We start from the raw sequence: 13,800 nt of genomic DNA on the forward strand, positions 1-13,800 counted from the left end.
AATCGCGACGATCATCGCCACCGCGGTCGAGCAGCAGAGTTCCGCCACCCGCGAGATCGCCCGCAACGTCGGCGAGGCCGCCGACGGCACCCAGCATGTCCGCCGCAACATCGACTCGGTCGCCCGCGCCGCCGCGGAATCGGGCGAGTCCGCCAACCGCGTGCTGACCGCGTCGTCCACCGTGGCCGACGAGGTGCGCTCGCTCGGCTCGCAGGTCGACAGCCTCGTCAGCCAGATGCGGGCGGGCTGACCGGCGGCGGGCTGATGGCCGGGCGTCGCTCCGCCGCCGCGCACAGCGGACGGCGGAGACGCCTTGCCGGACCCCGCACCGCAGCGATCACCGGCGGCCCGAGCCCACGACCGAGATCGGCCGCCACAGGATCGCCGCCCCGGCGCCGGCGCCGCAGGCACCGCCCCAGAAACCGGTTTCGCCCTGCCCATCATTGGTTCCGACGCCGGCACCGGCCTGGGTGCTGCTGACGCCGGTGTTCTGGTCCGCCCGGGCATCGCCGGATTGGGCCATCTGCTGCTGCTGTGACTGAGTGGTCATACCAATTCTCCTATCGAGGGCGCACCAGCTACCAAACTATTCGTCGGCAATCAATTGCGTTCTTCGATAGACGGCGTGACATTTTCTACGCCCGGACCAAGCGTTTTCGTCGGTCTTTCTTGCAGTGCCGAAGAGTTTGCCCCGCAGCGCACAAGAAAAAGGGCAAGAATGGTGACCCAGCAATCATGCGTCCGCTCCAAACGAAAAAGCCCCTCTCCCGCGGGGGGAGAGGGGCTCTCGCCGGACGGTCACGCCGCGCCGGAAGACCGGGACCGGATCAGCCGCTGTTGCGCAAGCCGGCGGCGATGCCGTTGATGGTCAGGTGGATGCCGCGGGCGATCTGCTCGCCGCTGTCGCTGGTGCGGTGGCGCTTCAGCAGCTCGACCTGGACGTGGTTGAGCGGATCCAGGTAGGGGAAGCGGTTGCGGATCGAGCGCGCCAGCAGCGGGTTGCTTTCGAGCAGCGCCGTCTGGCCGGAGATCGCCAGCAGCGCCTCGATGCTGTCCTGCCACTCCGACCGGATGCGCGAGAAGATGCTGTCGCGCAGCGCCGGGTCGGACACCAGCCCGGCGTAGCGCGAGGCGATGGCGATGTTCGACTTGGCCAGCACCATGTCCATGTTGGACAGCAGCGTGCGGAAGAAGCCCCAGTCGCGGTGCATGGCGCGCAGCCGCTCCATGCCGTCGGGATGCGCGGCGAGGTAGGCCTTGACCGCCGAGCCGAAGCCGTACCAGCCCGGCAGCATCAGGCGGCACTGCGCCCAGCTGAACACCCAGGGAATGGCGCGCAGATCCTCGATGCTGGTGGACTTCTTGCGCGACGCCGGGCGGCTGCCGATGTTCAGGTTGGCGATCTCGCCGATCACCGTCGATTCCCAGAAGTACTTTTCAAAGCCGTCGGTTTCGTAGACCAGGCCGCGGTAGGCCTTGAAGGCATGCTCCGACAGCTCCTCCATGGTTTCGAGGAACAGGTCGGTGCAGGGCGCGGCCGATTCCGGATGCAGCAGGGTCGCTTCCAGCGTGGCGGCGGCCAGCGTTTCCAGGTTGCGGCGCCCAACCTCGGCGTTGGAGTATTTGCCGGCGATCACCTCGCCCTGCTCGGTGATGCGGATGGCGCCCTGGACGGCGCCGCCCGGCTGGGCCAGGATCGCCTGATAGCTGGGCCCGCCGCCGCGGCCGACCGAGCCGCCGCGGCCATGGAACAGCCGCAGCCGCACGCCGTGCTTGGCGAACACCTCGACCAGCGCGATCTCGGCCTTGTACAGCTCCCAGCCGGAGGTCATGAAACCGCCGTCCTTGTTGCTGTCCGAATAGCCGAGCATCACCTCCTGCAGGTTGCCGCGGCTTTCCAGGAAGCGGCGGTAGGTCGGGATCGACAGCAGGCGGTCCATGGTGGCGGCGCAGTTGCGCAGGTCGCCGATGGTTTCGAACAGCGGCGAGATGTTGAGGTCGAGCGCACCGTCCTTCGGCCGCAGCAGCCCGGCCTCCTTCAGCAGGACCGCGACCTCCAGGATGTCCGACACGCCGTCGGTCTTGGAGATGACGCAGTTCACCACCGCGTCGGCACCGAAGCGGGCGCGGCAGTCGGCGGCGGTGCGGATGATGTCCAGCTCCGACCGCGTCTCTTCCGAATATTCGGCGTAGGGCGAGGCCAACGGGCGGTTGGTCTCCAGCTCGCCGATCAGCAGGGCGATGCGCTCGTCCTCCGACAGGTCGGCGTAGTGGATGTCGGGATCGACGAAGGCCAGCAGCTCGGCCACCGAGCGCTCGTGCACGTCGGAGTTCTGGCGCATGTCGACGCTGGCGAGGTGGAAGCCGAACAGGTCGACGGCGCGGCGCAGGTGGCGCAGCCGCCCCTTGGCGAGCGCGGCCGAGCCGTTGACGGTCAGCGACCGGTCGATGATCTCCAGGTCGGCGCGGAACTCCGCCGGGGTGGCGTAGGCCGGCGCGTCGCCCACCGCGTGCAGCGGCGACTCCAGCCCGTCGAGCTGGCGCAGCGTCGCCGCCAGCCGGGCGTAGATGCCGGAGATCGCCCGGCGGTAGGGCTCCATCTTGCGGTGCGGCGACGGATCGGGCGAGCGTTCCGCCAACTGGCGCAGCGGCTCCGACACGTCGATGACCCGGGTGCTGAGCGACAGCTCGGCGCCCAGCGCGTGCAGTTCGTCGAGGTAGAAGCGCAGCGCGCGCGTGCTCTGCATCCGCATCGCCTGGCGCAGCACCGGCGCGGTGACGAAGGGGTTGCCGTCGCGGTCGCCGCCGATCCAGCTGCCCATGCGCAGGAAGGACGGCAGCTCGGTCGCCGACCAGGAGGGATCCATCCGGCGCAGATGGTCCTCGAGCTGCGCGTAGAAGCGCGGCAGCTGGCGCAGGAAGGTGTAGTCGTAGAAGGTCAGGCCGTTCGACACCTCGTCCGTCACCGCCAGCTTGGTGGAGCGCAGGATCGCGGTCTGCCACAGCGTCAGCACGGTGTGCTGCAGCGCTTCGAGGTTGGCCTCCTCCTCCTCCGGCGTCATCGGGCCGTGGTCGCGCTCCGCCAGCAGGTTGGCGATGTTCATCTGCAGGGTCAGGATGCTCTTGCGCTGCACCTCGGTCGGGTGGGCGGTCAGCACCGGGCTGACCAGCGCCGTGTCGAAGAACTCCTTCAGCTGCTGGGTGGTGATGCCGGCCTTCTGCGCCTCGTCCAGCGCGTGCCCCATGGTGCCTTCGCGCGGCGCCGACCCGGCGAGCGCGTGGGCGCGGGTGCGGCGGATGTGGTGCTGGTCCTCCGCGATGTTGGACAGGTGCGAGAAGAAGCTGTAGGCGCGCACCACCCGCGCCGTCTGCGGCGGCGACAGGCTGTTCAGGATGGCCTCAAGCTCGCGCCGGGCGCCCTGGTCCTCGTCGCGGTGGAAACGGACGGAGGTCTGGCGGATGCGCTCGACGATGTCGAAGACCGCCTCGCCCTCCTGGCTGCGCACGGTGTCGCCCAGGATCCGTCCGAGCAGGCGGATGTCTTCGCGGAGCGGCTGGTCCTTCGTCTCGGAATTTTCCTGGAGCAGGATGGCGGACATGGGCGGCGGTTTCCTGGGCGATAGGGAAAGGGCGGATAAGGGCGCGGTGACGAAAAAAACGGCAGGGCCACCCCTGCACGGGAAGTGGTCAGACCATCGGGCACAGCATGCCGATTCCGTATGAAGTTTCAACCGTCCCTGTGGCAGTGCGAAATGATTTCCATAAGGCGGCAGCGGCGGCAAGATCCCGACGGCCGCCAGCCCCCGCGGGGTGGCGCCATGCGACGTCGCATGACGGACGACGGAACTGCGCCGGGCGAGACGGCCCACCCCCCTGGAAGGAATGGCTGCAATTCCGCCTGCGCTCTGCCCGCCCCGCGTGGTTGGGCTTGCTCATTTACTAGTATGGTAGTATGCTTCAAGATTGGTTGCTGCGCGTCCGGCGTGCAGAAGGGCAAAGGGATGACGGTACCGATGCTGAGCAAGATCGATGCGGAATCGAGCGAGCCGATCGCGCGGCGCGTGTACAGGGTGCTGCGCGGCGCCATCGTGACGATGCAGTTCCGCCCCGGTCAAGCCCTGTCGGAACAGGAGATCGCCGACCAGCTCGGCGTCAGCCGCCAACCGGTGCGCGAGGCCTTCATCAAGCTGAGCGAAGCCGGGCTGCTGACCATCCGGCCGCAACGCGGCACGTTCGTCGTCAAGATCTCGGCCAAGCAGGTGCTCGACGCCCGCTTCGTGCGCGAGGCGGTGGAGCGGGCGGTGGTGCGCAAGGCCTGCGAGACCATCACGCCCAGCGGGCTGACCGAGCTGCGCGACAACCTGAAGGCGCAGTGGGACATCGCCGAGGATCCGAACCCCGAACGCTTCCTGGAACTGGACGAGGCGTTCCACCGCGCCATCGCCGCCGCCGCCGAGTGCGATTATGCCTGGCGCATCGTCGAGGAGACGAAGGCCCAGATGGACCGGGTTCGCTACCTCAGCGTACCCTACGCCACCCCGATCCGCCGGCTGATCGGGCAGCACCAAGCCGTGCTGGAGGCGATCACCGCCCGCGATCCCGCCAGGGCGGAAACCGCGATGGGCGTGCATTTGCGCGAGATCCTGACCTCCCTGCCGGAGTTGGAAGGCAAGTTCCCCGACCTGTTCAGCCCGGACGAACCCGGAGTGGGGGCGGCGAAGATGCCGCCGCGGGCGGTGGGCCGGGCGCGGACCGTCCTGTCCCGCTAACGAGACCCAGGCGGGTTGGTCACGCCGACCGGCCCCCTGATCGGGCTCCATGGATTCCAGGAGTTGGATCCGACATCGACCGGCACGTGCCCTCTTGATCCGTGCTCTCGCTTGCCTGCTATGATTGGATGACACAACAGTCGCGATTGCCAATCGCTGATGTTGTTGACATACTACCATACAAGAAAGCGAGCACGCCTCGTGAGGGAAGGGAACAGCCTATGCGCCTGAGCGCCTCCAACCTGGCCAGCCTGCCCGCCACGGTCGCCCGCCCGGCCTACGACCGCGGGGCGCTGAGCGTCGGCATCGTTCATCTCGGCGTCGGCGCCTTCCAGCGGGCCCATCAGGCCGCCTACACCGACGCGGTGCTGGACCAGGGGGGCGGGCAGGACGGCGCCGCCTGGGGCATCGCCGGCGTCAGCCTGCGCAGCCCCGACACGCGCGACGCGCTGGCGCCGCAGGACGGGCTCTACACCGTCGCGGTGCGCGATGCCGAGGGCGAGCGGCTGCGGGTGATCGGCTGCCTGACCGAACTGCTGGTCGCGCCGGAGGATCCGCCGGCGGTGCTGGAACGGCTGACCCGGCCAGCGGTGCGCATCGTGACGCTGACGGTGACGGAGAAGGGCTATTGCCATGACCCGGCCACCGGCGCCCTGAACGAGGACCATCCCGACATCCGCCACGACCTGAACACTCCGGACCGGCCGCGCACCGCCGTCGGCTTCCTGGTCGAGGCGCTGGCCCGCCGCCGCGCCGCCGGGGTGGCGCCCTTCACGGTGCTGAGCTGCGACAACCTGCCGGGCAACGGCGACACCGTCGCCCGCATCCTGCACCGCTTCGCCGAACTCCGCGACCCGGCCTTCGGCGCCTGGGTGGCCGACACGGTCGCCTGCCCGAACAGCATGGTCGACCGCATCGTCCCGGCCACCACCAACGCCGACCGCGCCCGCGTGTCGGACGCGTTGGGCGCCGAGGACGCGTGGCCGGTGGTGACCGAGCCGTTCAGCCAGTGGGTGGTGGAGGACCGCTTCCCCGCCGGCCGCCCGGCCTGGGAGACGGTCGGCGTCGAGATGGTGGCCGACGTCCACCCCTACGAGACGATGAAGCTGCGGCTGCTGAACGGCAGCCACTCCACCATCGCCTATCTGGGTTATCTGGCCGGCTACGAGACGGTGTCGGACACCATGACCGACCAGGATTTCGCCAGCCTGATCCGCGGCCTGATGGACCAGGAGGCCGGCCCGACCCTGCGCATGCCGCCGGGGGCCGATCTGGAGCGCTACAAGAGCGCGCTGATCACCCGATTCCTGAACCCGGCGCTGCGCCACCGCACCTGGCAGATCGCCATGGACGGCACGCAGAAACTGCCGCCGCGGCTGCTGAACCCGATCCGCGACCGGCTGGCCGCCGGCCTGCCGATCGACCGGCTGGCCCTGGGCGTCGCCGCCTGGATGCGCTACGTCGCCGGCACCGACGAACAGGGCCGGCCCATCGATGTGCGCGACCCGATGGCCGGCCGGCTGGCGGAGATCGCCGCGGCGGCGGCCGGCGACCCCGACCGGCTGGCCCAGGCGCTGTTCGGCCTGACCACGGTGTTCGGCGAGGATCTGCCGCGCGACCCGCGCTTCACCGGCCCGGTCACCGCCGCCCTGCGCCGCCTGTTCGCCGAGGGCGCCCGCGCCGTCGTGGCGGCGACCGCCTGACATTCGACAGCCTCATCTGTCTACCTTGATTAGGGAGTGTTCCCGTGGTTGCCCTGACCGTCGAAAAACCGCATGTCCTGGCGCTGCGTCCGGAAAACGGACCCGGCGTGGGATCGGTGAAGGCCGGCGAGGTGCTGGTGCGCGTCCAGCGCGCCGGGATCTGCGGCTCCGACCTGCACATCTACCACGGCTCCAACCCGTTCGCGGTCTACCCGCGGGTGATCGGCCACGAGTTCAGCGGCACGGTCGAGGCGGTGGGCGACGGCGTCGCCACCCTTGCGGTCGGCGACCATGTGGTGGTCGATCCCGTGGTGTCCTGCGGCCATTGCTACGCCTGCCGGGCCGGGCGGACCAACGTCTGCGCCAATCTGGAGGTGTTCGGCGTCCATCGCGACGGCGGGTTCCGCAACCATGTCGCGGTTCCGGCGGCCAACGCCGTCAAGCTGCGCTCCGACCTGCCCTTCTCCATCGCGGCGCTGGCCGAACCCTTCTCGATCGCCGCCAACGTGCTGTCGCGCACCGGCATCGCCGCCGATGACACGCTGCTGGTCTACGGCGCCGGCACGGTCGGGCTGACGGTGGTGCAGGTCGCCAAGCTGCACGGCGCCCGCTGCATCGTCGCCGACATCGACGACAGCCGGCTGGAGCGCGCGCGGGAGTTCGGCGCCGACGTCGTGCTGAACTCCGCCCGCGTGTCGGTGCCCGACGCGGTGCGCGACGAAAATGACGGGCTCGGCCCGACGGTGGTGATCGACGGCGCCGGCGTGCCGGCGCTGCTGGAGGAAGCCTGCCGCATCGCCAGCCCGGCCGGACGCATCGGCCTGCTCGGGTTCTCCCCCAACCCCTGCCCGGTGATCCAGCAGGAGATCGTCAAGAAGGAACTGACGCTGGTCGGCTCCCGCCTGAACCGCCGGCTGCTGCCGCAGGTGGTGGAATGGCTGGAAAGCGGCCGGCTCCAGCCCGCCGCGATGATCACCCAGGTCTTCCCGGCCGCCGACGCGGCGAGCGCCTTCGCCCTGATCGAAAAGGACCCGTCGAGCACCATCAAGGTGCAGCTCGACTTCGAATCCTGAGCCCATCCGCAACGACAAGACGGCAGGCCCGCCCTGCCCCCAAAGAGGAGGAACCCCACGATGGACAGCAAGACCCCGATTTCCCGCCGCAGTCTGGCCCGCAGCATCGGTCTCGGCGCCGGTCTGGCCGCCGGCGCGACGCTGCTGGGCGGCCTCGCCGCCCCGGCCATCGTCCGCGCCCAGAGCAAGACGACGCTGAAGCTCGGCCACCTCGCCAACGAGGACAATGTCTGGCACAAGGCCGCGATGGTCTTCGCCGAGGAGGTCGGCAAGCGCACCAACGGGCAGGTCGAGGTCAAGGTCTTCCCCAACGAGCAGCTCGGCAAGGAAACCGACCTGATCAAGGGCATCCAGCTCGGCACGGTGGACTTCACCATCACGGGAGAGTCGCTGCAGAACTGGGCGCCGGCGGCGGCGTTGCTGGCGGTGCCCTACGCCATCCGCGACCTCGACCATCTCGACAAGGTGGTCAACGGCGCCCCCGGCCGGAAGATCGCCGAGAACATCGAACAGAAGACCCAGCTCCTGCCGCTGACCTACTTCGCCCGCGGCCCGCGCAACCTGACGAGCAACCGCCCGATCAAGACACCGGCCGAGCTGAACGGGTTGAAGATGCGCGTGCCGAACGTGCCGCTGTTCGTGTCCTTCTGGCAGGGGCTGGGCGCCAAGCCGACGCCGATGGCCTTCTCCGAAGTGTTCACCGGGCTGCAGAACGGCACCATCGACGCCCAGGAGAACCCGCTGGCCCTGATCAAGTCGGCGAGCTTCTTCGAGGTGCAGAAATACGTGAACCAGACCGAGCACGTCATCAGCTGGATCTATCTGGTCGGCGGCTCCAAGAAGCTGGGCAAGCTGCCGGCCGAACAGCGCACGGCGATCATGGAGGCGGCGAAGGCCGCCCAGGCCGCCGAACGCAAGCTGTTCATCGAGGACGAGACCAAGCTCGCCGCCGACCTGAAGGCCAAGGGCATGGAGTTCGTCGCCGTCGACAAGGCCGCCTTCGCCGAAAAGGGCCGCCCCGCCGTGGTCGCGGCGCTGTCGGCGGAGGTCAAGCCGATCTACGACGAGATCCTGGCGGTCGGGTGATCGGGGACTTGCCCCTCTCCTCCCCCGGGGAGAGGGGCGAGCCGAAGGCTCGGGGGTGAGGGGGCGTTACGCCCGGCAGGGCGGAGAAAGACGATTGAGCGGTTTAGCCCGACCGTCGGCACGCCATGCGTCCCCCTCACCCAACCCTCTCCCCAGGGGGGAGAGGGCTTGCCCTCCCCCTTCCATCCTCCGCAAGGACTTCCGATGCGCAACGCAATCGCCGCCGTCGTGTCGGCCGCCGCAACCCTCTGCCGCTGGGGCACCCTGGCGGCCACCGGCGTTCTCATCCTCGTGGTCACGCTCCAGGTGCTGGGGCGGATCCCCGGCATGCCCTCGCCGCCCTGGACCGAGGAGGTGGCGCGCTTCGCCCTGGTCCATCTCGTCGCCTTCTCCTGCGGGCTGGCGCTGCTGCGCGGCGAGCTGGTCAACGTCGACATGTTCACCAGCCTGCTGCCGGTGCCGATGCAGACCGCGGTCGCCCGGCTGGTCGACCTGATCATCCTGGTCTTCGCCGTCGCCATCATTCCCGGCTCATGGGATTACGTCGTCGGCAGCCTGGGCGAGCGGGCGCGCTCCATCGACGTGCCGATGATCTGGGTCTACGCCGTGACGCTGATCATCCCGGTCTCCCTCGCCTTCTTCGCCATCGCCCGGCTGGCCGGGCTGGGGCGCGAGCAACAATCGCCCAGCCACGGAGAGATGGTCTGATGGTCACCGCGCTCTTCCTCACCTTCGCCATCCTGCTGATCATCGGCGCCCCCGTCGGCATCGCGCTGGGAGCGGCATCGGCGGTCTATCTCGTCGGCAGCGACATCGACCTCGCGGTGGTGCCGCAGTTCATGTACGCCGGCATGGACAGCTTCGTGCTGCTGTGCATCCCCGGCTTCGTGCTGGCCGGCAACCTGATGAACGGCGGCGGCATCACCGACCAGATCGTGCTGTTCAGCAACCGGCTGGTCGGCCATATCCGCGGCGGGCTGGGGCTGGCCAACGTCACCGGGTCGATGGTGTTCGCCGGCATCTCCGGCACCGCGGTGGCGGAAACCGCCTCGATCGGCGCGGTGATGATCCCGGCGATGCGCAAGTCGGGCTACGACGCGCCCTTCGCCGCGGCGGTGACGGCGGCCGCCTCCACCGTCGGGCCGATCATCCCGCCCAGCGTTCCGATGATCATCGTCGGCACGCTGACCGGCCTGTCGGTCGGCAAGATGTTCATGGCCGGCGCCATCCCCGGCCTGCTGCTGGGCGTCGGCATGATGCTGACCGTCTGGATCCTGGCCCGCACCCGCAACTACCCCAAGGGCCGCTGGGAGGGCTTCGGCGCCCTGCTTAAGGCCAGCCGCGGCGCCTTCTGGGCGCTGCTGATGACGGCGATCATCCTGTTCGGCATCGTCGGCGGCTATTTCACCCCGACCGAGGCGTCGGTGGTGGCGGCGATCTACGCCTTCGTCATCGGGCTGTTCGTCTACAAGGGCTTCAAACTGCGCGACCTGCCCGGCATCCTGCTGGAGAGTGCCATCGGCTCGGGCGGGCTGATCCTGCTGGTCGGGCTGGCCAACGTCTTCGGCTGGATCCTGACCAGCGAGCAGATCCCGCAGGCCATCGCCGCCTCGATGCTGGCGCTGACCACCAACAAGTACCTGATCATCCTGCTGATCAACATCCTGCTGCTGATCGTCGGCACCTTCATGGAGACGATCGCGGCGCTGATCATCCTGTTCCCGCCGCTGCTGGCGGTGGCGACCCAGGTCGGCATCGACCCGATCCATTTCGCCACCTTCGCCGTGCTGAACCTGATGATCGGCCTGACCACCCCCCCGGTCGGCGTCTGCCTGTTCGTCGCGGCCAACATCGCCAAGATCTCGCTGGGCGACATCACGCGGGCGATCTGGCCCTTCCTGCTGTGCAACATCGCCATCCTGTTCCTGGTCTCCTACGTGCCGATCATCTCGCTCTGGTTGCCCAACCTGCTGTTCCGCTGACCGTTCAACCCCCGCCCCCTTCCAAAGCCCCCTCCCAAGGAGTTCGAAGCCATGGAACAGTCCTGGCGCTGGTTCGGCCCCGAAGACGCCATCAAGCTGAACCACATCCGTCAAGCCGGCGCCTCCGGCATCGTCACCGCCCTGCACCACATCCCCTACGGCGTCGTCTGGTCGGTCGAGGAGATCGAGAAGCGCCGGGCGATGATCGAGGCGGACGCGACGCTCGGCCTGCGCTGGAACGTCACCGAAAGCCTGCCGATCCACGAAGCGATCAAGATCGGCGACGGCGACCTGACGGAGCTGTTCGACAACTACCGCCAGTCGATGCGCAACCTCGCCGCCTGCGGCGTGATGACGATCTGCTACAACTTCATGCCGGTGCTGGACTGGACGCGCACCGACCTGGCGGCGGCGCTGCCCGGCGGCGGCACCTCGCTGCGCTTCAACGCGCACGAGCACGCCGCCTTCGACGTCTACATGCTGGAGCGTCCCGGCGCCGAGGACGACCATTCCCCCGAGGTGATGGCGAAGGCCAAGGCGTGGTTCGACCGCTCGTCGGAGAGCGACCGGGCCAAGCTGCTGTCGAACATCATGGCCGGCCTGCCCGGCGCCTTCGACCGCTACGACATCCCCGGCCTGCGCCGGATGATCGCCCGCTACAACGCGATGACCGCCGACGGCCTGCGCGAGCGGCTGGTCCATTTCCTGCGCGAGGTGATCCCGACCGCCGAAGAGGTCGGCATCCGCATGGCGATCCACCCCGACGACCCACCCCGCCCGCTGTTCGGCCTGCCGCGCATCGTCAGCACCGAGGACGATCTCGCCTATCTGATCGACGCGGTGAAGTCGCCGTCGAACGGCCTGACCTTCTGCACCGGCTCGCTCGGCGCCGGCCAGAGCAACGACGTGCCGGCGATGGCCAAGCGCTTCACCTCCGACATCCACTTCGTCCATCTGCGCAACGTCGCCAAGGAGCCCGACGGCTCGTTCGAGGAGGCCGACCATCTCGGCGGCGACGTCGACATGGTGTCGGTCGTCACCACCCTGCTGGAGGAGCAGAAGCGCCGCCAGGACGCCGGCAACGACAACTGGCGCCTGCCCTTCCGCCCCGACCACGGCCACGAGCTGCTGGACGACGTCGGCAAGCCGACCCACCCCGGTTACCCGATGATCGGCCGCCTGCGCGGTCTGGCCGAAATCCGCGGCGTGATGACCGCGGTGGCCGACCTGAAGCGGCTGCCGGTGTGAGGGTGACGGCGCGCCGGGGTCAGTTCCCAAGGCAATCGCTTGAAGGTCTGCAATTCCTTTTTAGGAAGCTCGTCATCCCCGCGAAGGCGGGGATCCACGGTTCGTAGAGTGGTTCCTGTGGGAAAATCTGGATCCCCGCCTTCGCGGGGATGACAGGAATAATCCTACTCATAGGAACTTCCGTCCCTCATCCGATGGCCCTGGATTACCCCCCGGCGCGCAGGCCCAGCCGGGCCAGCTTCTTGTAGAAGGCGGCGCGGGAGATGCCGAGCGACCGCGCCGCCTCCGTCGCCTTGCCGCCGCTGGCGGCGAGCGCACGGCCCAACAGCGCGCGTTCGAAGGCGTCGAACGCCTCGTCATAGCCCGGCACCGTCGCGGCCGGTTCCGCGGCGCGCGCCGCCGGTGCCGACGGTACGGCCAGGGCCGGCGGCGCGGCGCTTCCCCCCAGGTTCGGCAGCGCCTCCGCCAGATCCTCGGCGGTCAGGCGGCGGTTGTCGGTCAGCAGGCAGGCGCGCTCCAGCACGTTGCGCAGCTCGCGCACGTTGCCGGGCCAGCGGTGGCGGCCCAGCGCCTCCACCGCGTCGGGGGTCAGGCCGCGCAGGGGCAGGCCGGTGCGGGCGGCGATCTCCTGCAGGATCGATTCGGCGATGGCCTCCAGCCCGCCGCCCATGTCCGCCAGGGCCGGCAGGCGGATCGGCAGCACGTTCAGCCGGTAGAACAGGTCGGAGCGGAAGCGCCCGTCGCGGATGCGGTTCTCCAGGTCGACGTTGGTCGCGGCGATCACCCGCACGTCGATCTTGACCGGCCGGTCCGACCCCAGCGGCTCGATCTCCTGCTCCTGCAGGGCGCGCAGCAGCTTGGCCTGGAGGCCCAGCGGCATGTCGCCGATCTCGTCGAGGAACAGGGTGCCGCCGTCGGCGGTCTTGAACCGCCCCTCCCGCCCGCGGCGGTCCAGCCCGGTGTAGGCGCCGGGCACCGCGCCGAAGAACTCCGCCTCCAGCAGGGTTTCGGGGATCGCCGCGACGTTGACGCCGACGAAGGGCCGGCCGCTGCGGGCCGACAGGCCGTGGATGGCCTGGGCGATCAGCTCCTTGCCGGTGCCGGTCTCGCCCAGCAGCAGGATCGGCGCGTCGCTGCGCGCGGCCAGCCGGGCCTTGCGCTTCACCTCCAGGCAGACCGGGCTGTCGCCGACGTAGCTTTGCAGCGTGTAGCGCGGCTGCCGCCCCTCGTCGAGCCGTCGCTTGGTCGCCGCCAGTTCGGCCTCCAGCCGCGACAGCTCGGCCAGCAGCGGTTTCAGCCGGTGCAGGCTGTCATACAGCACGAAGCCGACCGCGCCGATCACCGTGCCCGCATCGTCGGTCAACGGAAAGCGCGACACCACCAGCCGTTGCGTCCCGAACAGCATCAGGTCGAGCAGGATCGGCTGCCCGGTCGCCACCACCTGGCGCATCTGCGAGTGGGGGATGATGTCCTCCACCTCGCGGCCGATGGCGAGCGCGGGGTCGGCGATGCCGAGCATCCGGGCGTATTTGGCGTTGATCCACACCACCCGCGCGTCGCGGTCGACCGCCACCGTGCCTTCGGACTGGGTGTCCAGCGCCTCGAACAGCGACGGCATCGCCCGGCCGCGCAGCATCGCCGGCCCGCCGGGAAGCGCGTCGAGAAAGCGCTCCCCATCACCGCGATCCGCCTCGCCCCGATGCTCCTCGCCCCGATCCGCCACGCAACCCCTCCCGTCCCGGCCTCCCGAGCGCCGGGGATAGCTGTAACGGAATTTCAGGCCGGCGTGCAGCCCCTGCCGGTCGGCACGGGCACCATGATCGCAACGCGGCGGCGGCACGGCCTTTTCCATTGCGGCGGCAGGGTCTTGCGCCGGCCGGACGGGACGGTCCATTCTCGGCGCCGAAACATTGCCGAGTCCGCCGACATGCCCGCCGTC

10 protein-coding genes and 1 pseudogene are annotated in these 13,800 nt (G+C 69.3%); 8 read left to right on the plus strand and 3 right to left on the minus strand.

The window, feature by feature from the left end; all coding sequences use genetic code 11:
- A pseudogene (locus tag TSO352_RS19750) lies at positions 1 to 250 on the plus strand (methyl-accepting chemotaxis protein); the annotation flags it as partial.
- A gap of 87 nt (positions 251 to 337) precedes the next feature.
- Here TSO352_RS19750 and TSO352_RS19755 read toward each other — a convergent pair.
- Both TSO352_RS19755 and ppc read right to left on the minus strand, forming a co-directional pair.
- Positions 338 to 550, minus strand: coding sequence for a hypothetical protein (locus tag TSO352_RS19755; protein WP_109108964.1), 213 nt, complete (start codon positions 548 to 550; stop codon positions 338 to 340).
- A gap of 277 nt (positions 551 to 827) precedes the next feature.
- On the minus strand, positions 828 to 3,599 hold the full coding sequence (gene ppc / locus TSO352_RS19760; RefSeq protein ID WP_109108965.1) for a phosphoenolpyruvate carboxylase: 2,772 nt from the start codon (positions 3,597 to 3,599) through the stop codon (positions 828 to 830).
- Positions 3,600 to 4,013: 414 nt separating this feature from the next.
- Here ppc and TSO352_RS19770 point away from each other — a divergent pair, with 414 nt between their 5' ends.
- The 7 genes from TSO352_RS19770 (at position 4,014) to uxuA (ending at position 11,861) form a co-directional block, all read left to right on the plus strand.
- Positions 4,014 to 4,769, plus strand: a complete 756-nt coding sequence (locus TSO352_RS19770) for a GntR family transcriptional regulator (RefSeq protein WP_109108967.1) — start codon at positions 4,014 to 4,016, stop codon at positions 4,767 to 4,769.
- Positions 4,770 to 4,990: 221 nt separating this feature from the next.
- Positions 4,991 to 6,472 carry a mannitol dehydrogenase family protein gene (locus TSO352_RS19775; protein WP_109108968.1) on the plus strand — a complete coding sequence of 494 codons (1,482 nt, stop codon included), beginning with the start codon at positions 4,991 to 4,993 and terminating at the stop codon, positions 6,470 to 6,472.
- Positions 6,473 to 6,516: 44 nt separating this feature from the next.
- Complete coding sequence (locus TSO352_RS19780) at positions 6,517 to 7,545, plus strand: Zn-dependent oxidoreductase (protein WP_109108969.1); 1,029 nt, start codon at positions 6,517 to 6,519, stop codon at positions 7,543 to 7,545.
- A 60-nt stretch (positions 7,546 to 7,605) separates the two neighbouring features.
- A complete protein-coding gene (locus tag TSO352_RS19785; RefSeq protein ID WP_109108970.1) occupies positions 7,606 to 8,631 on the plus strand; it encodes a TRAP transporter substrate-binding protein in 1,026 nt (341 codons plus the stop codon).
- Between the two features lie 204 nt (positions 8,632 to 8,835).
- A complete protein-coding gene (locus TSO352_RS19790) occupies positions 8,836 to 9,339 on the plus strand; it encodes a TRAP transporter small permease subunit (RefSeq protein WP_109108971.1) in 504 nt (167 codons plus the stop codon).
- Positions 9,339 to 10,613: a TRAP transporter large permease gene (locus TSO352_RS19795; RefSeq protein ID WP_109108972.1), complete on the plus strand. Its 1,275-nt coding sequence runs from the start codon at positions 9,339 to 9,341 to the stop codon at positions 10,611 to 10,613. The genes TSO352_RS19790 and TSO352_RS19795 overlap by 1 nt, the downstream gene beginning before the upstream one ends.
- Positions 10,614 to 10,664: 51 nt before the next feature.
- Positions 10,665 to 11,861 carry a mannonate dehydratase gene (gene uxuA, locus TSO352_RS19800; protein ID WP_109108973.1) on the plus strand — a complete coding sequence of 399 codons (1,197 nt, stop codon included), beginning with the start codon at positions 10,665 to 10,667 and terminating at the stop codon, positions 11,859 to 11,861.
- A 205-nt stretch (positions 11,862 to 12,066) separates the two neighbouring features.
- On the opposite strand, the gene TSO352_RS19805 is transcribed toward uxuA, so the two are convergent.
- Positions 12,067 to 13,584: a sigma 54-interacting transcriptional regulator gene (locus TSO352_RS19805; RefSeq protein WP_247872270.1), complete on the minus strand. Its 1,518-nt coding sequence runs from the start codon at positions 13,582 to 13,584 to the stop codon at positions 12,067 to 12,069.
- Positions 13,585 to 13,800 lie beyond the last annotated feature (216 nt).

The organism is Azospirillum sp. TSO35-2 (assembly GCF_003116095.1).
GTDB lineage: Bacteria > Pseudomonadota > Alphaproteobacteria > Azospirillales > Azospirillaceae > Azospirillum.

What these genes read in the sequence shown, in the direction of transcription:
- TSO352_RS19755 (WP_109108964.1), bottom strand. Translation starts at nt 550, where the DNA reads ATGACCACTCAGTCACAGCAGCAGCAGATGGCCCAATCCGGCGATGCC.
- ppc (WP_109108965.1), bottom strand. Translation starts at nt 3,599, where the DNA reads ATGTCCGCCATCCTGCTCCAGGAAAATTCCGAGACGAAGGACCAGCCG.
- TSO352_RS19770 (WP_109108967.1), top strand. Translation starts at nt 4,014, where the DNA reads ATGCTGAGCAAGATCGATGCGGAATCGAGCGAGCCGATCGCGCGGCGC.
- TSO352_RS19775 (WP_109108968.1), top strand. Translation starts at nt 4,991, where the DNA reads ATGCGCCTGAGCGCCTCCAACCTGGCCAGCCTGCCCGCCACGGTCGCC.
- TSO352_RS19785 (WP_109108970.1), top strand. Translation starts at nt 7,606, where the DNA reads ATGGACAGCAAGACCCCGATTTCCCGCCGCAGTCTGGCCCGCAGCATC.
- TSO352_RS19790 (WP_109108971.1), top strand. Translation starts at nt 8,836, where the DNA reads ATGCGCAACGCAATCGCCGCCGTCGTGTCGGCCGCCGCAACCCTCTGC.
- TSO352_RS19795 (WP_109108972.1), top strand. Translation starts at nt 9,339, where the DNA reads ATGGTCACCGCGCTCTTCCTCACCTTCGCCATCCTGCTGATCATCGGC.
- uxuA (WP_109108973.1), top strand. Translation starts at nt 10,665, where the DNA reads ATGGAACAGTCCTGGCGCTGGTTCGGCCCCGAAGACGCCATCAAGCTG.